Source organism: Streptomyces sp. FXJ1.172 (genome assembly GCF_001636945.3).
GTDB lineage: Bacteria > Actinomycetota > Actinomycetes > Streptomycetales > Streptomycetaceae > Streptomyces.
Genome location: NZ_CP119133.2, coordinates 6,031,731 through 6,052,771, shown reverse-complemented (window position 1 = coordinate 6,052,771; position 21,041 = coordinate 6,031,731). Strand labels below are relative to the sequence as shown.

Annotated in this window: 15 protein-coding genes and 1 tRNA gene; 7 read left to right on the top strand and 9 right to left on the bottom strand. The window is 72.7% G+C overall.

The features are described 5' to 3' along the window. The first annotated feature begins 25 nt into the window (after nucleotides 1–25). From A6P39_RS27115 to A6P39_RS27095, 5 genes are all read left to right on the top strand, one after another. Nucleotides 26–1,303 (top strand): hypothetical protein, encoded by a 1,278-nt coding sequence (locus A6P39_RS27115; RefSeq protein ID WP_067039454.1) that lies wholly within the window; start codon nucleotides 26–28, stop codon nucleotides 1,301–1,303. Then, on the top strand, nucleotides 1,300–3,768 hold the full coding sequence (locus A6P39_RS27110) for a serine/threonine-protein kinase (RefSeq protein ID WP_079133124.1): 2,469 nt from the start codon (nucleotides 1,300–1,302) through the stop codon (nucleotides 3,766–3,768). The genes A6P39_RS27115 and A6P39_RS27110 overlap by 4 nt, the downstream gene beginning before the upstream one ends. 3 nt (nucleotides 3,769–3,771) lie before the next feature. Further along, a complete protein-coding gene (locus tag A6P39_RS27105; protein WP_067039452.1) occupies nucleotides 3,772–5,175 on the top strand; it encodes a PP2C family serine/threonine-protein phosphatase in 1,404 nt (467 codons plus the stop codon). Between the two features lie 79 nt (nucleotides 5,176–5,254). Next, on the top strand, nucleotides 5,255–6,595 hold the full coding sequence (locus A6P39_RS27100; RefSeq protein ID WP_067039451.1) for a vWA domain-containing protein: 1,341 nt from the start codon (nucleotides 5,255–5,257) through the stop codon (nucleotides 6,593–6,595). 33 nt (nucleotides 6,596–6,628) lie between these two features. Beyond that, nucleotides 6,629–8,215, top strand: a complete 1,587-nt coding sequence (locus A6P39_RS27095; RefSeq protein ID WP_067039450.1) for an FHA domain-containing protein — start codon at nucleotides 6,629–6,631, stop codon at nucleotides 8,213–8,215. A 42-nt stretch (nucleotides 8,216–8,257) separates the two neighbouring features. Here the strand turns inward: A6P39_RS27095 and A6P39_RS27090 are convergent, their stop codons facing one another. Further along, on the bottom strand, nucleotides 8,258–9,232 hold the full coding sequence (locus tag A6P39_RS27090) for a methyltransferase domain-containing protein (RefSeq protein WP_067039449.1): 975 nt from the start codon (nucleotides 9,230–9,232) through the stop codon (nucleotides 8,258–8,260). A gap of 120 nt (nucleotides 9,233–9,352) precedes the next feature. On the opposite strand from A6P39_RS27090, the gene A6P39_RS27085 reads away from it, so the two are divergent. Then, nucleotides 9,353–9,757, top strand: a complete 405-nt coding sequence (locus A6P39_RS27085) for a globin (protein ID WP_067039448.1) — start codon at nucleotides 9,353–9,355, stop codon at nucleotides 9,755–9,757. Nucleotides 9,758–9,782: 25 nt separating this feature from the next. Here the strand turns inward: A6P39_RS27085 and A6P39_RS27080 are convergent, their stop codons facing one another. From A6P39_RS27080 to A6P39_RS27045, 8 genes are all read right to left on the bottom strand, one after another. Continuing rightward, on the bottom strand, nucleotides 9,783–10,460 hold the full coding sequence (locus tag A6P39_RS27080; RefSeq protein WP_067039447.1) for a hypothetical protein: 678 nt from the start codon (nucleotides 10,458–10,460) through the stop codon (nucleotides 9,783–9,785). Beyond that, nucleotides 10,457–10,867 (bottom strand): acyl-CoA thioesterase, encoded by a 411-nt coding sequence (locus A6P39_RS27075; RefSeq protein WP_067039446.1) that lies wholly within the window; start codon nucleotides 10,865–10,867, stop codon nucleotides 10,457–10,459. The genes A6P39_RS27080 and A6P39_RS27075 overlap by 4 nt, the downstream gene beginning before the upstream one ends. A gap of 6 nt (nucleotides 10,868–10,873) precedes the next feature. Further along, nucleotides 10,874–12,538, bottom strand: a complete 1,665-nt coding sequence (ettA, locus tag A6P39_RS27070) for an energy-dependent translational throttle protein EttA (protein ID WP_067039445.1) — start codon at nucleotides 12,536–12,538, stop codon at nucleotides 10,874–10,876. A gap of 442 nt (nucleotides 12,539–12,980) precedes the next feature. After that, nucleotides 12,981–13,271 carry a ribosomal protein L7/L12 gene (locus A6P39_RS27065; RefSeq protein WP_067039444.1) on the bottom strand — a complete coding sequence of 97 codons (291 nt, stop codon included), beginning with the start codon at nucleotides 13,269–13,271 and terminating at the stop codon, nucleotides 12,981–12,983. A gap of 714 nt (nucleotides 13,272–13,985) precedes the next feature. Continuing rightward, on the bottom strand, nucleotides 13,986–15,392 hold the full coding sequence (locus A6P39_RS27060; RefSeq protein WP_234378722.1) for a Cys-Gln thioester bond-forming surface protein: 1,407 nt from the start codon (nucleotides 15,390–15,392) through the stop codon (nucleotides 13,986–13,988). A gap of 276 nt (nucleotides 15,393–15,668) precedes the next feature. Beyond that, nucleotides 15,669–16,160: a single-stranded DNA-binding protein gene (locus tag A6P39_RS27055; RefSeq protein WP_067039443.1), complete on the bottom strand. Its 492-nt coding sequence runs from the start codon at nucleotides 16,158–16,160 to the stop codon at nucleotides 15,669–15,671. Between the two features lie 332 nt (nucleotides 16,161–16,492). Next, entirely contained in the window at nucleotides 16,493–18,922 is a 2,430-nt protein-coding gene (locus tag A6P39_RS27050) for a YfjP family GTPase (protein WP_067039442.1), read from the bottom strand. 3 nt (nucleotides 18,923–18,925) lie between these two features. After that, complete coding sequence (locus A6P39_RS27045) at nucleotides 18,926–20,536, bottom strand: dynamin family protein (protein ID WP_067039441.1); 1,611 nt, start codon at nucleotides 20,534–20,536, stop codon at nucleotides 18,926–18,928. Between the two features lie 273 nt (nucleotides 20,537–20,809). On the opposite strand from A6P39_RS27045, the gene A6P39_RS27040 reads away from it, so the two are divergent. After that, nucleotides 20,810–20,882 (top strand) — tRNA-Arg (locus A6P39_RS27040). Nucleotides 20,883–21,041: the final 159 nt, after the last annotated feature.

Below are 21,041 nucleotides of genomic sequence, written 5' to 3'. Positions count from 1 at the left end.
ACCCCACAGCAGCGAGAGGTGATCGATGGGCGTCACGGACCCCGCCGGGCCGGTGATGGACCGGGACGAGGTGGACCGTGCGCTGGCGCGGCTCGGCCAGGAGCACGAGGCGATCGAGACCTCGCTGCTGGCCCTGCAGGACCACGCGGGCCGCAGGCTCCTCGAGGGCGCCGAGCTGACCGGTGTCACCGAGGAACGCTGGCGGACCACCGAGGACCGGATCACCCGGCTGTGGGCCTACTTCGACGCCTACGCGGCCGCGCTGCGCTCCGCCCGCGAGATCCGCGCCCGGCGCCGCTGGTCCACCCGTGAGGACCTGGTGGAGCTGACCGGGCTGCTGCGCGGCGAGCCCGTGACCGTGGCCGGGGAGAGCAGGCTGAGCGAGACCTTCTCGCTGGCCGCCCTGGTGGACCGGATGAACGAGCTGTACGCGACGAGCCTGGACCTGGTCGTCGCCGCCGACGCGGTGTGGTCGGCGCTGCCCGCCCGGATCGATTTACTCGCCGCGGAACTGCAGCGCACCCGGGGGCTCGCGCACTCCGTCGGCGTCCGCCCCGGCGAGCACCCGGCGGGCGACGACCTGGAGCGGATCACGCGCACGCTGACGAAGCTGCGCGAGGACGTCGTCCGCGACCCGCTCGCGTTCTGGGTTCCTGCCGAGGGCAGTTCGGCGCCCGGCGGCGGCCGTCCGGACACGACGGTGTACGACCGTGAGGCGCGCGCCCTGGAGGACGTGCGCCGGGAGATCGACGCCGTGCTGACGGTCCGGCAGGACGCGGAGGCGCGGCTGATCCGGCTGCGGGACGTGCTCTCGCGTGCCGACCGCACCCTCGCCGAGGCCCGCGCCGCGCGCGGTGAGGTGCTGGCGAAGATCGCCGCGACCGAGGTGCCGGTGGTCAGCGGCCCGCCGACCGTGCTCCAGGAGCAGCTGGCGACGGCGGCCGAGTACCGCAGGCAGGCACAGTGGCACCGGCTCTCCCCGCTGCTGGAATCGCTGGAGGAGAAGGCCGAGGACGAACTGCTGCGCGCCCGCGAGTCGTTGACCGCGGTCACCGCGCCGCTCGCGGTCCGCGCCGAGCTGCGCGGCCGGCTCGACGCCTACAAGGCGAAGGTGGCCCGGCACGGGCTCGCGGAGGACCCGTTCCTGATCGAGCGGTACGACGCGGCCCGGCGGATGCTGTGGAGCGCGCCGTGCGACCTGCGGGTGGCCGAACAGGCCGTACTGCGCTACCAGCGGCTGGCGGCCGATCTGATCGGCGGGCCGGGCGCGCCCGAGGACCGCGACAAGGGGGACCAGTCATGAGTCAGGCGGGGCAGACCTGTCAGCGGCCGGGCTGCACGGGGTCGTACGAGGACGTCGGCGGCGGTGAGCTGTACTGCGACACCTGCGGTCTCGCGCCGGTCGTCTCGGCGAACGGCATGGTCGGCTCGCCCCCCACGGGGATCACCAAGGAGGCGGCGGACAGCGGCAGTTCGCGCGGCTCGCACAGTTCCCGTACCTCGTCGCAGTCGTCGCGCTCGCGCCGCTCGGTGTCGGGGCGGCTGTCCCGGTCCGCGTCGGGCCGCTCCAGCGGGCGTTCGGTGTCGGTGCGCAGCTCCGGTTCGGGCTCGGGGGCGTCGGCGCGCGGGCGGCTGGGCGCCGGGCTGGTGAGCGTGCCGCAGGTGCCGCGGCCCGACCCGCGCGCGATGGTGCTCGAGAACCCGGAGGTGCCGGAGCGCAAGCGGTTCTGCTCGCGCTCGGACTGCGGGGCGCCGGTCGGGCGGGCCCGGGGGGAGCGGCCGGGCCGCACGGAAGGTTTCTGCACCAAGTGCGGGCACCCGTACTCCTTCGTGCCGAAGCTGAAGGCCGGGGACGTGGTGCACGGCCAGTACGAGGTCGCGGGCTGTCTCGCGCACGGCGGGCTGGGCTGGATCTACCTCGCCGTGGACCGGGCGGTCTCCGACCGCTGGGTGGTGCTCAAGGGCCTGCTGGACACCGGCGACCAGGACGCGATGGCGGCGGCGATCTCCGAGCGGCGCTTCCTCGCGGAGATCGAGCACAACAACATCGTGCGGATCTACAACTTCGTCGAGCACCTCGACCAGCGCACCGGCTCCCTCGACGGCTACATCGTCATGGAGTACGTCGGCGGCAAGTCGCTGAAGGAGATCGCCAACGCCCGCCGCACCCGGGAGGGCCGACGGGACCCGCTGCCGGTGGAACAGGCGTGCGCGTACGGCATCGAGGCCCTCGAGGCCCTGGGCCACCTCCACAGCCGCAACCTGCTGTACTGCGACTTCAAGGTCGACAACGCCATCCAGACCGAGGACCAGCTCAAGCTGATCGACATGGGCGCGGTGCGCAGGATGGACGACGAGGAGTCGGCCATCTACGGCACGGTCGGCTACCAGGCGCCGGAGGTCGCCGAGGTCGGCCCGTCGGTGGCGAGCGACCTGTACACGGTGGGCCGCACGCTCGCGGTGCTCACCTTCGACTTCCAGGGCTACACCAATGTCTACGCGGACTGTCTGCCCGACCCGGACACCATCGAGGTCTTCCGCCGCTACGAGTCCTTCTACCGGCTGCTCGTGCGGGCCACCGACCCCGACCCGGCCCGCCGGTTCGGCTCCGCGCAGGAGATGGCCGAGCAGCTGACCGGGGTGCTGCGCGAGGTCGTCTCGCTGCAGACCGGGCACGCACGCCCGGCGCTGTCGACGCTGTTCGGGCCCGAAGTGAAGGTCGTGGACCGGGAGTTGTTCCCCCGGCTGGACGGGGACGTCTCGCGGCTGGGGGCGCGGGAGGTGCGCAGGAACACGACGGCCGCCCCGGCCCTGCCCCCGGCCTCCCTCGTGCAGTGCGTCGAGGCCCCCGCCGCCGCGCTCGCCCTGCCGGTTCCGCTGGTCGACCCGGGCGACCCCAACGCCGGTTTCCTCGCGGGTGTGATGACCTCGGCCCCGGCGGAGCTGATCGCCGCGCTGGAGGCGGCTCCCGCGCAGACGGTGGAGACCCGGCTGCGGCAGATCCGGGCCCGGCTGGAGAGCGGCGAGCAGCAGAGCGCGCTGATGAGCCTGGCCAAGCTGGACGAGGAACGGCCCGACGACTGGCGGGTGGTGTGGTACCGGGCTCTGGCCTCGCTGGTCACCGGTGACTTCGAGGGCGCCGCGCTCGGCTTCGACGCGATCTACGACGCCTTCCCCGGCGAGGCCGCGCCCAAGCTGGCGCTCGGCCTGTGCGCGGAGGTGCTGGGTCAGCTGGACAACGCGGCCGAGTACTACCACCTGGTGTGGGCGACCGACCCGAGCTTTGTGAGCGCCGCTTTCGGGCTGGCCCGGGTGCAGCTCGCGGCCGGGGACCGGCACGGTGCCGTGCGCACCCTGGAGTCGGTGCCGGAGTCCTCCATCCACTTCACGGCCGCCCGGGTCGCGGCCGTGCGGGCCCGGCTCAGACAACGTACGGCGGGCGCGTCCGACGTACCGTTCCTGGAAGACCTGACCGCCGCCGCCGGGCAGGTCGAGGCGCTGGACGCGTACGGTCTGGATCCGGCGCGCCGCGAGCAGTTGGCGGTGGAAGTCCTCGGCTGTGCGCTGGACTGGATACTCTCCGGAGGCCAGGGCAACCGGCCCGGCGCCGGCGGGCGGGTGCTGCTGGGCAGCGGTCTGGACGAGCGGGGCCTCCGCTTCGGCCTGGAGCGCGCCTACCGCACGCTGGCCCGGCTGGCGCCCGGCGGCGAGGAGAGGATCGAACTGGTGGAACGGGCCAACCGTTACCGCCCCCGGACGTGGGTGTAGTTGATGTCGCAGATGCCCCAGCAGGCCGCACTGCCGAAGTGCCCGAGCTGCGCGGAGCCCGTGGAGTCGGGCGACCTCTTCTGCGGAGCGTGCGGACACGACCTCTCCGTCGTGTCCGCACCGCCGCAGGACCATCCGACGCTGACCATGGCCGGCGCCGCCGGCGACGACGGGGAGGACCGGGGGGACCGGGAGGACCGGGAGGACCGGGAGGACCGGGAGGACCGGGAGGACCGGGAAGAGGGGGATGACGCGGAGGGCGTGTCCTGGCCCGCCCCGGGGCAGGACGGCTCCGGCGCCGCGCCCACGGTCCACCTGCCGACCGACCTGCCCGGCACCGACTCCGGGGACACCCCGCTGCCCGGGCACGGCGTGCCGGACGCGCGGGCCGGTTCCGGGGTGCGCTTCGACCGGCCCGCGGAGCCCGACGAGTACCCGCTGCAGGCGCCCGACCCGCGGGTGGCCGAGACCAGCGGCGCGGCGGAGGAGCCCGCGCAGGTGTGCGTGGCCTGCCGGGCGGGCCGGGTGGACAGTGACGGCTACTGCGAGAACTGCGGGCACGCCCAGCCCCGCGAACGCGACCATGTGGAGCGCGAGTCGGGCCCGGTGGCCGCCGTCAGCGACCGGGGTCTGCGCCACCACCGCAACGAGGACGCCTTCTCCGTCGGCCACACCGCGCTGCCGGACGGCACGCCGGCCGTCCTCGCGGTCGTATGCGACGGCGTCTCCTCGGCCACCCGCCCCGACGACGCCTCCCTCGCCGCCGCCCAGACGGCCGGGGACGCGCTGCTGGCCGCCCTGCCGCGCGGCACGCATCCGCAGGCGGCCCTGCACGAGGCGATCGTCGCCGCCGCCCAGGCCGTCAACGCGCTGGCCGAGGAGCCCGCCACGGCCCGCGAGCACGCCCCGCACCAGAACGCGCCGGCCTGCACGATCGTCGGCTCGGTGGTCACCTCCGGGCTGCTGGTGGTCGGCTGGGTCGGCGACAGCCGCGCCTACTGGGTGCCCACCGACCGTTCCGCGCCGCCCGCCCGGCTCACCGAGGACGACTCCTGGGCCGCGCAGATGGTCGCCGCCGGACTGATGAGCGAGGCCGAGGCGTACGCCGACGAGCGCGCCCACGCGATCACCGGCTGGCTCGGCGCGGACGCCTATGAACTGGAGCCGCACACCGCGTCGTTCAAGCCCGACCGGCCCGGAGTCGTCGTGGTGTGCACCGACGGGCTGTGGAACTACGCCGAGTCGGCCGAGGAGATGGCCGAGGCCGTGCCGGCCGACGCGGCCGAACGCCCGCTGCACAGCGCCCGGGTCCTGGTCGGCCACGCCCTGGACGGCGGGGGCCACGACAACGTAACAGTGGCCGTCGTGCCGTTCCCGGCGCCGCCGCAGGGGGCAGGATCGGCCTGAGGCCACGGGCCGGAGGGGACCGGTCTGTCCACAGCCATGCCCTGTGTCAGCAGGGTGGTCAAGGGGGATTTGAGTACGTATGGCCAATTTCTCGAAGTCGAACGTGCCACAGTTCTCGATGGACGTCTACCAGAACGAGTACCTGCCGGAAGGCGGCCGTGAGGTCAACGCGATCGTCACGGTGACCGCGACCGGCGGGGGCACGATCGGCAGCGCCGCGTCCCAGGTGTATCCGCGGGGCCGCGGCCCGTCCGCCGCCGTGGCGGTCATGGTGGACTGCTCCGGCTCCATGGACTACCCGCCGACCAAGATGCGGGGCGCCCGGGACGCCACGGCCGCCGCGATCGACGCCCTGCGCGACGGCACGCACTTCGCGGTGATCGGCGGCACGCATGTGGCCACGGAGGTCTATCCGGGCGGCGGCCGGCTCGCGACCGCCGACGCCACCACCCGCGAACAGGCCAAACAGGCACTGCGCGCGCTCAGCGCGGGCGGCGGCACGGCCATCGGCACCTGGCTGCGGCTCGCCGACCGGCTGCTGAACTCGGCGGACGTCACCATCCGGCACGGCATCCTGCTCACCGACGGCCGCAACGAGCACGAGTCGCCCGAGGACCTGCGGGCGACGCTCCAGGCATGCGGCGGACGGTTCACCTGTGACGCGCGGGGCGTGGGCACCGACTGGGAAGTGAAAGAAGTCACAGGCATCGCCTCCGCGCTGCTCGGCACCGCCGACATCGTCGCCGACCCGGCCGGTCTCGCCGCCGACTTCACGCGGATGATGGAGACGGCCATGGGCAAGGAGGTCGCCGACGTCTCCCTCAGGGTGTGGACGCCGGTCGGCACGGCCATCCGGTTCGTCAAGCAAGTGGCGCCCACCGTAGAGGACTTGACCGCCCGACGCACCGAGGCCGGCCCGCGCGCCGGGGACTATCCGACCGGTTCCTGGGGCGACGAGTCCCGCGACTACCACCTGTGCGTCCAGGTCCCGGCGGCCGGCCTCGGCCAGGAGATGCTCGCCGCCCGGGTGTCGCTGGTCGTGCCCCAATCGGACGGTTCGGTACAGAACCTCGGCGCACAGGGGCTCGTGCGGGCGGTGTGGACCGACGACATGACGGCCTCCACCGCCATCAACCCCCAAGTCGCCCACTACACCGGGCAGGCCGAACTGGCACAAGCCATCCAGCAAGGCCTCGACCTTCGCAAAGCGGGCGATTTCGATGGAGCAACCGCCAAACTGGGGCGCGCTGTTCAGCTCGCCGGTGCCTCCGGGAACGCCGATACTGCGAAACTGCTTGCGAAGGTGGTGGACGTGGTCGACGCCGCGACAGGTACTGTGCGGTTGAAGGCGAAGGTCGCAGAGGCCGATGAGATGACTCTGGAGACCCGGTCCACAAAGACTGTTCGTGTAAAGAAGTGACCCTGGAAGCTTTGGAGAAGGGGAACCGCCGACATGCCGACCTGCCCGAACGGACACCAGTCGGGTTCCGACGACTGGTGCGAGGTCTGCGGTCACCGCATGGCCGGTGCCGTACCCCCGCCCCCTCCCCCGCCGCCTCCGGCCGCGGGGGGCTACGGCTTCCCGCCGCCCGCCGGCCCGGGCGGTCCCGGTGCCCAGGCAGGCGCACGCCCGCCGGCCGCACCGTCCCCGGAGGCGGAGCTGTGCCCGCAGTGCCGTACGCCCCGCGAGGGCGGCGCGCCCTTCTGCGAGGAGTGCCGGTGGAACTTCCTGACCAACACGGCCACGTCGTACACCCCGGCCGCCCCGCGCCCGCCCCAGCCCCGCTTCCAGCCGCCGAGCGCGACGTACGGCGGCGGTGACGGGTACGAGTACCAGGGCTCGCGGCCCTCGCAGGTGAACCGGCCCGCCGAGCCGATCCCGTCCTTCGGCAGCGAGCCGTCGGGCCCGACGCCGTTCGGCGGCGAGCGCCCCCCGTCCGGCCCGCCGACCTCCCCGGGCCCGTCGGGTCCGCCCGGTCCGCCCGCCTTCGGTGGTGCGCAGGGCCCGGGCCAGGGCCCGGGTTCCGGTGCTCCTTCCGGCTTCGGCGCCCAGATCCCGGGGCAGGGTGCGGGACAGGGTCCCGGCGGCCCGTCCGGGTTCGGCGGCGCCCAGATCCCGGGCCAGACACAGGGTCAGGGTCAGGGTCAGGGCCCCGGTGGTCCCGGCGCTCCCTCCGGTCCGCCGTCCTTCGGCCGTGGGCCGTCGTCCGGTCCCGGTGACCCCTTCGGCCGTGAGCCCTCCGCTCCCGGTGCCCCCACTCCCCCCGGCCCGCCCCAGGGCGGCCCCGGCGCGCCCGGCCCCTCGGCCTTCGGCGGCGACCCCTCGCGTCCGGTCCCGCCGCCGCCCGGGCCGACCCCGCCCGCCGGTCCCGGTGGTGCCCCGCAGGCGTTCGGGCAGCCCGCACCGCCCGCACCGCCCGCCTTCCCGGACGAGAGCGGCCGGCCGCCCGCCGGCGGCCCCTCCTTCGGCGGCGGTGACGACGACTGGGTGATCTCCCCGCCGTCGTCCGACGGACCGGCACAGGGACCGGTGCCCGGCGGCCCCGGCGGCGGGTACGGCTACCCGCAGGCCCCCTACGCGCAGTCCGCGCCCGGCACCGGCTTCGCGCAGCCCCCGGCCCCGGCCGCCGGTCCGGCGACGTGGACGGCGACGATCGGCCCGGACCGTGAGTACTTCATGGCGATGATGCAGCGCTCGGGTCCCGAGGCCGCGGGTCTCAACCTGCCCGCGTACTCGCCCGAGCAGCAGCGCACGCTCAGCGGCAACCAGATCACCATCGGCCGCCGCCGGCACTCCACCGGCGACACCCCCGACATCGACCTCGCGGTGCCGCCGGAGGACCCGGGCGTCTCGCACCAGCACGCGGTGCTGGTGCAGCAGCCGAACGGCAGCTGGGCGGTCGTCGACCAGAACTCGACGAACGGCACCACCGTCAACATGTCCGAGGAACCGATCCAGCCGTTCGTGCCGGTCCCGCTGCAGGACGGCGACCGGGTGCACGTGGGCGCCTGGACGACGATCACCGTCCACCGGGGCTGATCCGGCCCCGGGGGCAGGACCGGCGCCGGGTCGGGACCGGGGTCAGGGCAGGGGCCAGATGTACGGTCCCTGCGGGTCGTCCAGCCACGCCCAGGCGTGCTCGCCGGCGACCGTGACGCCGTACCGCTCGCGCTCCGGCATGTCCTCGCGCTCCCACAGCGCACAGGCCGCGTGCGGGTCGAGAGTGCGCCGGGTCAGGGCGAACAGGAAGCGGAACGTCCCCTGCTCGCGGACCCGGTCCGGCAGCCCGGCCGGCGACACCCCCTCCGACACCGGCCGGCCGCCGCGCAGCGGTACGAAGTAGGCGGCCGTCGGCAGGAAACGGCCCTCGGCGTGTTCCGGGTCCCGGACCGTCAGCGCCAGCACACCGGTGGCCAGCGGGGTCAGGATCCGGGCGCCGGGGCGGCACTGGGCGAGCCAGGCGCGCGGGACCGTGGGCAGCGCGCAGGTGGCGATGATCCGGTCGAAGGGGGCGCGTTCGGGCACTCCGCGCGCTCCGTCGCCCGTGACGACGGCCGGGTGGAAGCCGGCCGCGTCCAGGTGCCGGCGGGCCGACTCGGTGATCTCCGGCTCCAGATCGATCGTGGTGACGAGGTCGTCGTCGCCGAGCCGGTGGGCGAGCAGGGCCGCGTTGTAGCCGGTTCCGGCGCCCACCTCCAGGACCCGGTCGCCGTCCTCGACGCGCAGTGCGACCAGCATCCGGGCCATCAGGGAGGGCTGGCTGCTGGAGGAGACCAGTTCACCGTCGCGCATCCGGGTGGCCAGCGGGGCGTCCGCGTAGGCGCCGCGCACCCAGTGCACACGGGCCCGCCGGTCGGGGCTCTCGCCCCAGCGGCGCCGGTAGCCGCCCCGCTCGGCGACGTAGTAGTACGGCACGAACAGATGCCGGGGCACGGCGGCGAACGTCTTCCGCCACACCGGGTCCTCGGCCCAGACTCCGCCGGCGTCGATCTCCCGCACCAGCGCGGCCCGCCCGGCGGCGGCCAGGCGGTCGGTCTCGGTGTCGTACGCACCCATGGATCCATAGTAATGAGTGTCAATGAGTCCCGATGATTCTGAATGCCCCTCGATATCCCTGGATGTCCCCTGGGTCCTAAGCCTTGAGTCCTGGGTCACCCTGTCTGAGACGATGTACAGGTGAATGAGATTCGGCGCGGCACGCTTCAGGAGCAGACCTTCTACGAGCAGGTCGGCGGGGAAGAGACCTTCCGTCGGCTCGTGCACCGTTTCTACGAGGGAGTCGCCGAGGACCCGATCCTTCGGCCGATGTACCCGGAGGAGGACCTGGGCCCCGCCGAGGAGCGGATGACCCTGTTCCTGATGCAGTACTGGGGCGGCCCCAGCACCTACAGCGAGATGCGCGGCCACCCCCGGCTGCGCATGCGGCACGCGCCGTTCACGGTGGACCGGGCGGCGCACGACGCGTGGCTGGGTCGCATGCGGGTGGCAGTCGACGAACTCGGGCTCTCCGAGGAGCACGAGCGGACGCTGTGGAACTACCTGACGTACGCCGCCCAGTCGATGGTGAACACCCCGGACTGACGCTCCCCCCGGCGTCCGGGCTCGCTCAGCGGACGCTGACGCCGAGCGGGCCGAGCCCGGCGCGCCGGACGGCGACGGACCCGTACGGGGTGCGCAGCCGCAGCCATGCCCCCGAGGAGAACAGCCCGGTGTCCGCCGACCGCGTGCCCGGGCGCAGGAAGCCCAGCGACTGCGCGGCGTGCACGGCCCGCACCGGCAGCCCGGTCCGGCCGATCTCCCGGGACCAGATGTCCCGCCCGATCCGGTCCAGCTCGGCGCGGGTACGGCCGTCCGGCGCCAGTTCCTCCGTGCGCGACCGGAATTCGGTGACCGCGGCGGCGACGGTCGCCCGCAGCGCGTCCGGGCCGGGCAGTCCCGGCAGCGGACGCCAGCCGCCGCGCGGCGGCAGCATCCCGGCCCACGGCGGCCCGGTGACGGCGGCCGGGACGGCGGCGGTGGCCGCGCGCTCGTCCACCGACTCCAGCAGCTCACCGGCGGAGACGGTCACGTCGAGGGTGACCTCGAGCCCGTCCTCGTACGGCTTGGCCAGCCGCACCGCGCGCACGGCCAGCACCTCGAAGGAGGGGGGCCGGCCGAAGACGGCGAGCGTCGTACCGGCCGCCTGCAGGCGCACCGCGGCTCCACGGTCGTAGTGGAGCAGCCGGGAGAGGAAGGCGGCGAGGTCCGCCGCCTCCGTCTCGTCGGCCAGGTGCAGCACCGTCATGCGGCGACAGCCTCCCCGGCCTCGGCCGTGTACTGCTCGAGGAACTCGCGCTCCTCCGGGGTGATCCGACGCGGGCGCTGGGCCTCGAAGTCGAACGGCACGACCACGGTCGAGGCCCGTACGTAGACCGCGTCCTCGTCCTTCACCTCGTAGGAGACGGTGAAGGACACGGCTCTGATCTCCGTGACCCACAGCTCGATGTCCACGGGCGTGGGCCGGTAGACGAGCTGGCGCCGGTAGTCGATCTCATGGCGGGCCACCACGGAGCCCTCCTTGGACTGCGCGGGCCGGCCGGACATGAAGTCGATGCGGGCTTCCTCCAGATAGCGCAGGAAGACCGCGTTGTTGACATGGCCGTAGGCGTCCATGTCCGACCAGCGCAGCGCACAGCGGTAGATGTGCCGCAAGACCGATCAGCCCCGGGTCAGCTTCTTGTAGGTGGCGCGGTGCGGACGCGCGGCGTCCGGCCCGAGCCGCTCGATCTTGTTCTTCTCGTACGACTCGAAGTTGCCCTCGAACCAGAACCACCGCGACTCACCCTCGTAGGCGAGGATGTGCGTGGCGACGCGGTCGAGGAACCACCGGTCGTGGGAGACGACGACGGCGCAGCCCGGGAAGTCCAGCAGGGCGTTCTCGAGGCTGCTGAGGGTCTCGACGTCGAGGTCGTTGGTGGGCTCGTCGAGGAGCAGCAGGTTGCCGCCCTGCTTGAGGGTCAGCGCCAGGTTGAGGCGGTTGCGCTCACCACCGGACAGGACACCGGTCGGCTTCTGCTGGTCCGGCCCCTTGAAACCGAAGGCGGACACGTACGCCCGGGACGGCATCTCGACCTGACCGACGTTGATGTAGTCGAGCCCGTCGGACACGACCTCCCACAGCGTCTTCTTCGGGTCGAGGTTGGCGCGGCCCTGGTCGACGTACGAGATCTTCACCGTCTCGCCGACCTTGATGTCGCCGGAGTCCGGGGTCTCCAGGCCCTGGATCATCTTGAAGAGCGTCGTCTTGCCGGCACCGTTCGGGCCGATGACGCCCACGATGCCGTTGCGCGGCAGCGTGAAGCTCAGCCCGTCGACGAGGACCTTCTCGCCGAAGGCCTTGTTGAGCTTGTCGATCTCGACGACCACGTTGCCGAGGCGCGGGCCCGGCGGAATCTGGATCTCCTCGAAGTCCAGCTTGCGCATCTTCTCCGCTTCGGCGGCCATCTCCTCGTACCGGGCCAGACGCGCCTTGGACTTGGCCTGGCGTCCCTTGGCGTTGGAGCGGACCCACTCCAGCTCTTCCTTGAGACGCTTCTGCCGCTTGGCGTCCTTCTGGCCCTCGACCTTCAGACGGGTGGCCTTGGTCTCCAGGTAGGTGGAGTAGTTGCCCTCGTAGGGGTAGGCGCGGCCGCGGTCCAGCTCGAGGATCCACTCGGCGACGTTGTCGAGGAAGTACCGGTCGTGGGTGATCGCGACGACGGTGCCCGGGTACTTGGCGAGGTGCTGCTCCAGCCAGTTCACCGACTCGGCGTCGAGGTGGTTGGTGGGCTCGTCGAGGAGGAGCAGGTCGGGCTGCTCCAGCAGCAGCTTGCACAGCGCGACGCGGCGCTTCTCACCACCGGAGAGGTTGGTGACGGGCCAGTCGCCGGGCGGGCAGCCGAGGGCGTCCATGGCCTGCTCGAGCTGGGCGTCGAGGTCCCAGGCATTGGCGTGGTCCAGCTCCTCCTGCAGCTTGCCCATCTCGTCGAGCAGCGCGTCGGAGTAGTCGGTGGCCATCAGCTCGGCGATCTCGTTGAACCGGTCGAGCTTGCCCTTGATCTCGGCGACACCCTCCTGGACGTTCTCCAGGACGGTCTTCTCCTCGTTGAGCGGGGGCTCCTGGAGGAGGATGCCGACGCTGTAGCCCGGCGACAGGAAGGCGTCGCCGTTCGACGGCTGCTCGAGCCCCGCCATGATCTTCAGCACGGTCGACTTACCGGCACCGTTCGGGCCGACCACACCGATCTTCGCGCCGGGCAGGAAGTTCAGCGAGACGTCGTCAAGGATGACCTTGTCGCCGTGCGCCTTGCGCGTCTTGCGCATGGTGTAGATGTACTCAGCCAAGAGAAACCGTCCGGCAGCTTGAAATCTGGCAGTGGGCAGATACACCCCATCTTGCCTGAACGCCAGCCTTGGGTGTTAACCCGTTTGGTCGGGGGGCTGTGACCTGGGGTTTCGAGGGTGTCGGTGGTGGGTCGTCCGCCGCTGCCGGTGACTGTGGGCGGCCTCGGGCACCCCTGCACGGCCCGGGGGCGGCCCGGAGGCGGTCACTCGTCTGCCGTCAGCCACTCATCGAGCCGGACTCTCACCTGGTGGTTGTGGGCGTGCCAGAAGACCTCACCCGCGACGCGGGACCCGAGGGCAGGCAGCGCCATCCCTTGCGGCATGGCCGTGATCTCAGCCGGCGCATCGTTGGATCATGACGCCGTGAGCGACTATGGGGTGTCGTTTGGATCAGGTCGGCCGTGACGAACGGTGCGGGTCGGCATGATCCAAACGACACCCCCTAGCTGCCGCTCATCCGGTCCACCGCATCCTTGGCTTCCTTCAGGTCGGCGCCGGTCATCTCGCGGTACGCCTTGATCGCCGCGATCTGCTTGCCCTCGTGCACCAGCGCCTCGACCCGCTCCCGCTGCGCGCGCTGCTCGTCCGGCTCCTCCAGCCCCAACCGGTCGGCAACCAGGGCGAGTTGGCGCTCGATGCGCACCAATCGCTTGTCCATGCCGGACAGACGGCTCTGGACGGCCGCGATCCCGGCGAAGAGGCCCGCTATGAGGATAAGTTCCACGATGCCCATGACAGATGATCCTAGGCCGATCCGGGCAGCGGACGGTTCGCCGGGGGCAGGCGGCAATCGGGCGGCCGGGACTGCGACGCCGCCGTGGGCTCGCGGGAGGGTGTGACGAGTGAGTGTGAGGCCCGCCTGTTCCACGAACTTTGCCTCACCATCGGCGAGTTGAATACACGTCAAACTGGCTCCGCGGCCGCAACACCATCCGGCTGTCGAGCAAGAAACCGAATGCGATTGACAGTTCAACTGCATTGGGCTCGCCCCCGATTACCCCGAGTGGCACCCTTTCCCGCTTCGTGTTAATACGGTGTTGTTGGGCCATCTGAGTGAAAGGTGGTGCCCGATGCATGCTCGACCGACGAGGACCTTCGTCTTCGGCGTTGCTTCCGCTCTGTTCGTTGCCGGCGTGGCGGTCGCGTCAGGCGCCCCGGCCTTCGCGGCTTCCGCAGAGGGCCATACCGCAGCCGCAGCCACTTTCACGAGCACCCAGCCCAGGGCACATCCTGGCAATACCTGCTGGAGGTATGTCCAGGATGACTATGGCAACTGGGTGTACCAGGAGTGGCCTTGCTGAACGGCCACCGGGACGGTGAGGAGACACTGGCGGGCTCTCCGTCGGCTGTCTGCTAGCGGTCGACCGGAATCTCGTACACGATCTCGCAGCGCGCGGCGGGCACCACGATGTCCGCCGCCTTGATGCCCGGCGGCACCACGTCTGCCTCAGTCGCCCGGCTGCTCGCGCTTGCGCAGGATCACCAGGACCGCGCCGCCGATGACGACCAGGCCGATGGCCGCGCCCGCGATCAGGGGGGTGACCGCGGAGCCGCCCGTCGCGGCCAGGTTGGTGTCGGGGACCGCGGTGCCGCCGCCCACCGTGGCGGGCCTGGGCTCGTTGTGGTTCTTGGCCTGCCGGGTCGTGATCGCGCCCTGGATCCTGCAGTCGAGGACGCCGGTGAAGCGCTGGCTGAAGCCGTTCGGGCCGGTGACCGTGAAGTCGTAGGCCTGGTCCTCCTGGAGCGGGACCGTCACCGTGCGGGTCGCGCCCGCGGGGATGGTGTGCTCGGCACCCATCAGCTCGAAGCGGAACGGCTTGTCGCCCCGGTTCGCCGCGATGATGTCCACGGCGCCCTCGGCGCAGTTCTTGCGCGCCGAGACCGCGGGTATGGCGCCCTCGGCCGCCCAGGTGGCGCCGGCGGTCGCGGAGACCGTGGACTCGCTGGAGCCGGCCAGTATCTGGGGCTGGCTGCGGCTGTCGGAGGCGAGGGCGCGGCCCACGGGCACGGTGGTCGACGCCTGCACGGTCAGCTGAGCGGTGCCGTACGCCGAGTCCTTGGGAACGGCGAAGTACAGCCGGCTGCCGTCCTTCGCGGTGGTGACCGTCTTGCCGGTCTTGTCGACGATCCGCACCCCGGTGGTGGCCGCGTCCGCCGGCGGACTGACCGCGACACCGGCCGCGTTGGTGTGCACGGTCACCGGCCCCAGCAGCGTGCCGGACCGCCCGGACACCGCGGGCGGGTCCAGGGTGAGCGAGGCCTGCGGTTCGGCGAGGTCGCGGGCGCTCTTCTGCAGGTAGTCGGCGAGCTTCTCGGCCTGCGGGTCGACGGCGTCGGCCTTCGCGCCGTCGGAGTAGCGCCAGATGGCGACCTGGGTGCCGGCCGCCGCGTCCTGCTCGGTGAGGTTCCCGGTGCCCGCCTTGCGGGCGAGCGCGGCGAGGTTGTTGACCTGGGGGTAGGAGTTCTGCAGGATCCACCGGATCTTGCCGGCGTTCTTGTCGGTGCCCAGCGAGGTGCTGCTCCAGGGCGTCTCCTGGTAGAGCGCGTCACGCTGGGTGGGGCTGTGCAGGTCGATGCAGTACGTCTGCAGGGTGCCGCCGCCGTCGACGGACATCTCGAACAGGCCCGCCTCCACCCGCTGGTCGCCGCCCACCTCGTGGATCACGGCGGCGCCGTAGGTCTTCAGCCCGTTGATGGTTGCCGTCGCCCCGCCCTGGGTCTGCGGTGCCCCGGCGGCCACGGCCGTACCGGCGCCGGACAGCACACCGGCCGCCACGATGCCGGACACCGACGCGGCGGCGGCCAGGCGGGCCGCGGGGGCGGACCGGCGGAACCCAGAGAGCGCAGCAAGCACAGAATTCCCCTTCGAGCAGGACCCGTTGGACGTGGGGGACGGTCCCACCAGCAGAATCGGCAGCCCCTAGGGGCATGCCCGGCATCCTATGGATCAGCTGGAGCCTCACTTGCCGGTCGGATGATCCGATGGCCGATCCGATCCGTAATCGTTATCGCCGGGACCGTCCATGAGCTGGGCATATCGACAAATCCACCGGTTCGTACAGGGTGTTGGGCAACCGGTCGCGTCCGCGCGGGACGCCGGGCCCGTACACACCAGGCACGCCCGCTGACGTCATGTCACCATTGCTGGTTCATGGGCCTGTTGGGTGTGCTCCTGGCCGGCTGCCGCCTCGGTCGCGGCGTCCGCGGGGCGCGCTGTCTCCCAGTTCGGCTCCGGCCTCGTCGCCGTCGGCGGTGTCTCCGGCCTGGCCGCCCGCTGGAAGGCCGCCGTACCGCGCGCAAGGTCGTGGCCGATCGCCACGGCGTCGATGTCGGCGGAGGCCCGCTGCTGCTGTCCGTCGCGGACCTCCGTGCGCACCTTGAGCCGGCCCTGGACGACGACGGGCTGGCCCACCTCCACCGACGCCATCACATTGACCGCGAGCTGGCGGTTGGCCCACACCGTGAAGAAGTTGGTGTGCCCGTCCGTCCAGGCGCTCTTCTCGCGGTCCCAGTACCGGGAGGTCACCGCCAGCCGGAACCGGGCCGACGGACCCGCCGCCAGCTCCCGGTACACCGGCTGGGTCGCCACGTTGCCCACCACGCAGACGATGGTCTCGTTCATGTCCTCGCTCCCCTCCCCCGCCCGGCGCCTGCGGCCTGCGGGCAGCACGCGTACGGGCCCGTCCCGTACGGCTGTGTCGTGGCGACCGCATCGCGAACCGCGATCGCCGCGACCCCAGAGTGCCGCCGCCGGGCCGGGCCCGCCGGACGCTGTGGACGGCCACCCCACCTGTGGAAAAACCCGCCACCCGCACGAGTGACTCTCCGCCCCCGGCCCCCTCGCTCACATCCCGGGCACTCCCACCCGGCCGGGAGAAACCCGGTTCGCCTCACGTCAAGACCATCCCCGGGGACCCCGGCCCCCGTCACCTCATCCCCGTCACCTCATCCGGGTCATCTCACCCCCGTCCCCGCCCCGGTCCCGGTCCCGCCCCGGACCACCCTCCCGTACTGCTCCCGCACCTCCCGGTACCGCAGCAGCTCCGCCGCCACCGGATCGAGCACCCGGGCCCGGCCGCAGCTCGCGGCTGCCTCGCGCAGCCGCCGTTCCGCGTCCTGGCCGTAGCGCCGGGCCGGGCCTCTGGCCGCCATCCGGCAGCCCCACTCCACCAGCGGCCCCCCGACGATCCCGCACACCATCAGCAGCACCGGAACCCCCAGGTTGGGCGCCATGACACCGGCGATCTGGCCCACCAGCCACAGGCCGCCGACGACCTGCAGCAGGGTCATCGCCGCCTGGACCAGCACCGCCGCCGGCCACCACCCCGGGCGCGGCGGACGCCCCGGCGGCAGGCCGGCCCGTTCCGCCAGCTCGTCCAGCGCCTCGGACAGGCCCTGGGACCCGCGTACGGCCGCCTCGCGCACCGCCTGTGCCCAGGGCGCGGGCAGCCCGGACGAGGCCTGGTCGGACACCGTACGGACCGCCTGTTCCACGCGCTGGCGGGCCGTGGCCTCCTCGTCGGGCTGGGCCCGCACGAGGTGGCGGCCGGTGGGGGACTCGCCGCGGTGCTGGTACCAGCGCCACAGCCGCAGCCAGGGCGTGCCGCAGGCGCGGCCCGCGTTGCGCAGCCAGGCGCGCTCGGCGGCATCACCCGCCGCGGTGGCGCCCACCGCGTCCGCGAGCCGCGCGGCGAACTCCTCGCGCGCCTCCTCGCTGAGGGCGGGCCGCCGCCCGGTGGCGTAGACGGGTCGCAGCCCGGCCGCGGCGGCGTCCACGTCGGCCGCGACCCGGCGGGCCGCCGCGCCGCGCTCGGCCACGAACTCGCCGAGGCTCTCGCGCAGTTCGCCGACGCCCTGACCGGTGAGCGCGGACAGGGCGAGCACGGTGGCACCGGGTTCGCCGTGCTCGCCGAGCGCGACGCCGTCCTCGTCCAGCAGCCGCCGCAGGTCGTCCAGGACCTGGTCGGCGGCGTCCCCGGGCAACCGGTCGACCTGGTTGAGGACGACGAACATGACCTCCGCGTGGCCGGCCATGGGCCGCAGGTAGCGCTCGTGCAGCACGGCGTCGGCGTACTTCTCCGGGTCGACCACCCAGATCACCGCGTCGACCAGCTTCAGGATGCGGTCGACCTGCTTGCGGTGCTCCAGGGCGGCGGAGTCGTGGTCGGGCAGGTCGACCAGGACCAGCCCGCGCAGTTGCGCCTCGGCATCCGCGCTCTGCAGGGGACGGCGGCGCAGCCGGCCCGGGATGCCCAGCCGGTCGATGAGGCTCGCGGCGCCGTCGCTCCAGCTGCACGCGATGGGCGCGGCCGTGGTCGGGCGCCGTACCCCGGTCTCCGAAATGGCCACTCCGGCAAGGGCGTTGAACAGCTGCGACTTGCCGCTGCCGGTCGCGCCCGCGATGGCGACGACGGTGTGCCGGCCGGACAGCTTGCGGCGGGAGGCCGCCTCGTCCAGGACCCGGCCCGCCTCGGCGAGGGTGTCGCCGTCCAGCCGGGTGCGGGAGAGCCCGACCAGCTCGCGCAGCGCGTCCAGACGCGAGCGCAGCCGGCCGTCGTACGCCAGCGGGGCCGGGGTCTGGCTGCCGAGGCCGCGGCCGGTGGTCTCCAGGGCGGAGGCCCGTTCGGCGGCGAGGGCGGCGGCGGTGGCCTCGGTGACCCGCCGGGCGATCAGCCCGTCGTCCCAGCCTTCGTCCGACTCCGCCGGCTCCGGGGCGGCGTCCGCGCCGGACTCACGGAAGGTGAGGGCGGCCGGGCTGCGGGGGTGCGGGGACGGAACGGGCCGAGGCGGCGCGGCGGCCGTGACCGGACTCCTCCCCGGATCCGCACTCCTTCTCGGATCCGGACTTCTTCTCAGGTCCGGGCACTGGGGCGGGAACGGGTGGATGGCGTCGCGGTCTACCCGGCCTGCGCCTTCCGCGCTCGCCGCCCCTGGGGCATCCGCTTCGAACGCGTCGAATTCGTACGCGTTGCCTTCGTAGATGTTGCCTTCGTAGGCGGCGGCCTGGCCAGCGGCGCCACGGCGGGCGCTGTCCCCTTCGTGCACGGGTTCGTGCACGGGCTTGTGCACGGGCTTGTGCACGGGCTTGTGCACGGGTTTGTGCATGCGTTCATGCACGCGCGCGTACAGCTCGCTCAACGCGTCCTCGTCCTCGTTCTCGGCTCCGGTGTTCTCGGCTCCGGTCCCGGTCCGAGAGCCCGTGCACTCGGCGCGGTCGGCTCGGATCTCGGTGCCGGTCCCGGTGCCGGTGCCGGTCGTAGGGGTGCGGCCGGCCGTCGTAGCGCCGCCCTGCTCCGCGCGGTCGTTGCTGTCGTGCTCCATGCGCCCCACGCGTCCCATGTGGTCGATGTGATCCGTGTGCTCCTGATCAGTGACGGCGGTCACCGGTCACCTCTCCTTCTGCAGTAGCGACAGCGCGGCGATGAGTTCGGCCTGGGGCTCGGGATGGACGTCCAGGGCGTCGAGCGGGGCGAGGCGCCGCTCGCGTTCGCGGTGCATGACGCGGTCCACGCGCTCGCCCAGCAGCCGTCCGGCCCGGTCGCGCAGCCGCAGCGCGCCATGGGCGCCGAGCCGCTCGGCGAGCCCCTCGCCCGCGCTGCGCGCCCGGCGCCCGCCCAGCAGCGCGGTGGCGACCAGGGCGGCGATGCCCTCCGGGTCGGGGGCGGAGGAGCGCTCCAGGTCGCGCGACTCCTCCTCGGCGTACTCCTCCAGTTCGCGCCGCCAGCGCCGTACGGCGAGACCGATGCGGTGCTCGGCGCTCTCCATGGAGGACTCGCCGGCGGCGAGGGCGGGGTCGGCGCCGGCGGGCTCCTGCCGCCAGGCCTCGTCGACACGCTCGTCGGCGGCGGTGACGGCGCACAGCAGGAGGGCGACCAGGCTCTCCACGAGCGCGTCGAGGAGTTCCCCGGCGGTGCAGTCCAGCGGGAAGGCCCGCCAGCGCTTGAGGGCGTCCCCGGCGAGTACGGCGCCGGACTGCAGCCGGCCACGCACGCGCGCGTGCTCGCTGTCGTAGGCGGTCTCCACGGCGGTGGTGAGCCGGAGCGCGGCGGCGTACTGGGCGGCTGCCGCGCCGGCCAGCTCCGACATGCGGGACTTGAGCGAGTCGAGCAGGCCGTGGGCGGTACGGGCCATGACGTGCTGGCGGGCGGCGGGATCCTGGACGTGCTGGACGAGCCAGTCCTTCAGCGGGGCGACGGCGGAGGCGGGCAACAGGCCGGCGCCCCAGGCCGACTCGGGCAGCTCGGGCACGGTGAAACGGGGTACGTCGCCCAGTCCTGCCTTGGTGAGCAGGGCGCCGTACTGCCGGGAGACCTCGGAGACGACCTGGTGGGGCACCCGGTCCAGGACGGTCACGAGCGTGGCGTCGTACTCCTTGGCGGTGCGCAGCAGGTGCCAGGGGACGGCGTCGGCGTACCGGGCTGCGGTGGTGACCATGATCCAGATGTCGGCGGCGCAGACCAGCTCGGCGGCGAGGGCGCGGTTGTCGGCGATCAGGGAGTCGACGTCGGGTGCGTCGAGGAGGGCGAGTCCGGGCGGGAGGGTCTCGGCGCTCTCGACGCGCAGTACGCGCGCGGGGTGCGCGCCGCCGGGCATCAGGAGGTCGTCGGCGGTGTCCCGCTGGGGCGACCACACGCGGGTGAGGTCGGGCAGCACGCGCAGGTCGCTGAACCAGTGATGATCCTCCGGATGGCAGACAAGGACCGGTGTCCGGGTCGTCGGCCGCAGCACGCCCGCCTCGCTCACCGGGCGGCCGACCAGGGAATTGACGAGCGTCGACTTGCCCGCGCCGGTGGAACCGCCGACGACCGCCAGCAGCGGCGCCTCGGGGTCCCGCAGGCGGGGTACCAGATAGTCGTCGAGCTGCGCGAGGAGTTCGTCGCGGTTGGCACGCGCGCGTGGGGCTCCGTCCAGGGGGAGCGGAAAGCGTGCGGCGGCGACACGGTCGCGCAGCGCGGAGAGTGTGTCGAGCAGCTGAGGCCGTACGTCCAAGGTCACCACATGCGAAGAATGCCCAATTTTAGGGGAATTCTGAAGCATATAGACATGTCTGCGTGCCGACAGCACAGAAAGGGCAGAAGGGATGACTGGGGCACACGCACAGTCCAGGCATAACGAGTGCACAACACCCGGTGCGTCGGACGCCAAAAGCGATGCACGATTCGTACCTGCCTGCGATTATCAGGACCGCTTCACCGAACCTCCACATCGAGCCACGGAGGCGAAGCGACAGGGTCGAGGAACAGAGAGCTTTATCCTTGGTCCCGCCACCAGGCCCCCGTAGCTCAGTGGATAGAGCAGGCGCCTTCTAAGCGCTTGGCCGCAGGTTCGAGTCCTGCCGGGGGCGCACAGCCTCAGCCCTCCCTCCGGGAGGGCTTTTTGCTGGTCAGGGCAGGTGCAGCCACACGCAGGAGAGCGCCGGACCGTCCCCCAGTGATCGTGGGGAGGGTCCGGCGCTGTCCGGCTGTCACCGGGTTTCTGCGGGTGGCTGCGGTGAATACGCGGA

Coding starts and splice junctions, on each gene's coding strand:
- A6P39_RS27115 (WP_067039454.1), top strand. CDS start 26: ATGGGCGTCACGGACCCCGCCGGGCCGGTGATGGACCGGGACGAGGTG.
- A6P39_RS27110 (WP_079133124.1), top strand. CDS start 1,300: ATGAGTCAGGCGGGGCAGACCTGTCAGCGGCCGGGCTGCACGGGGTCG.
- A6P39_RS27105 (WP_067039452.1), top strand. CDS start 3,772: ATGTCGCAGATGCCCCAGCAGGCCGCACTGCCGAAGTGCCCGAGCTGC.
- A6P39_RS27100 (WP_067039451.1), top strand. CDS start 5,255: ATGGCCAATTTCTCGAAGTCGAACGTGCCACAGTTCTCGATGGACGTC.
- A6P39_RS27095 (WP_067039450.1), top strand. CDS start 6,629: ATGCCGACCTGCCCGAACGGACACCAGTCGGGTTCCGACGACTGGTGC.
- A6P39_RS27090 (WP_067039449.1), bottom strand. CDS start 9,232: ATGGGTGCGTACGACACCGAGACCGACCGCCTGGCCGCCGCCGGGCGG.
- A6P39_RS27080 (WP_067039447.1), bottom strand. CDS start 10,460: ATGACGGTGCTGCACCTGGCCGACGAGACGGAGGCGGCGGACCTCGCC.
- A6P39_RS27065 (WP_067039444.1), bottom strand. CDS start 13,271: ATGGGCATCGTGGAACTTATCCTCATAGCGGGCCTCTTCGCCGGGATC.
- A6P39_RS27055 (WP_067039443.1), bottom strand. CDS start 16,160: ATGAACGAGACCATCGTCTGCGTGGTGGGCAACGTGGCGACCCAGCCG.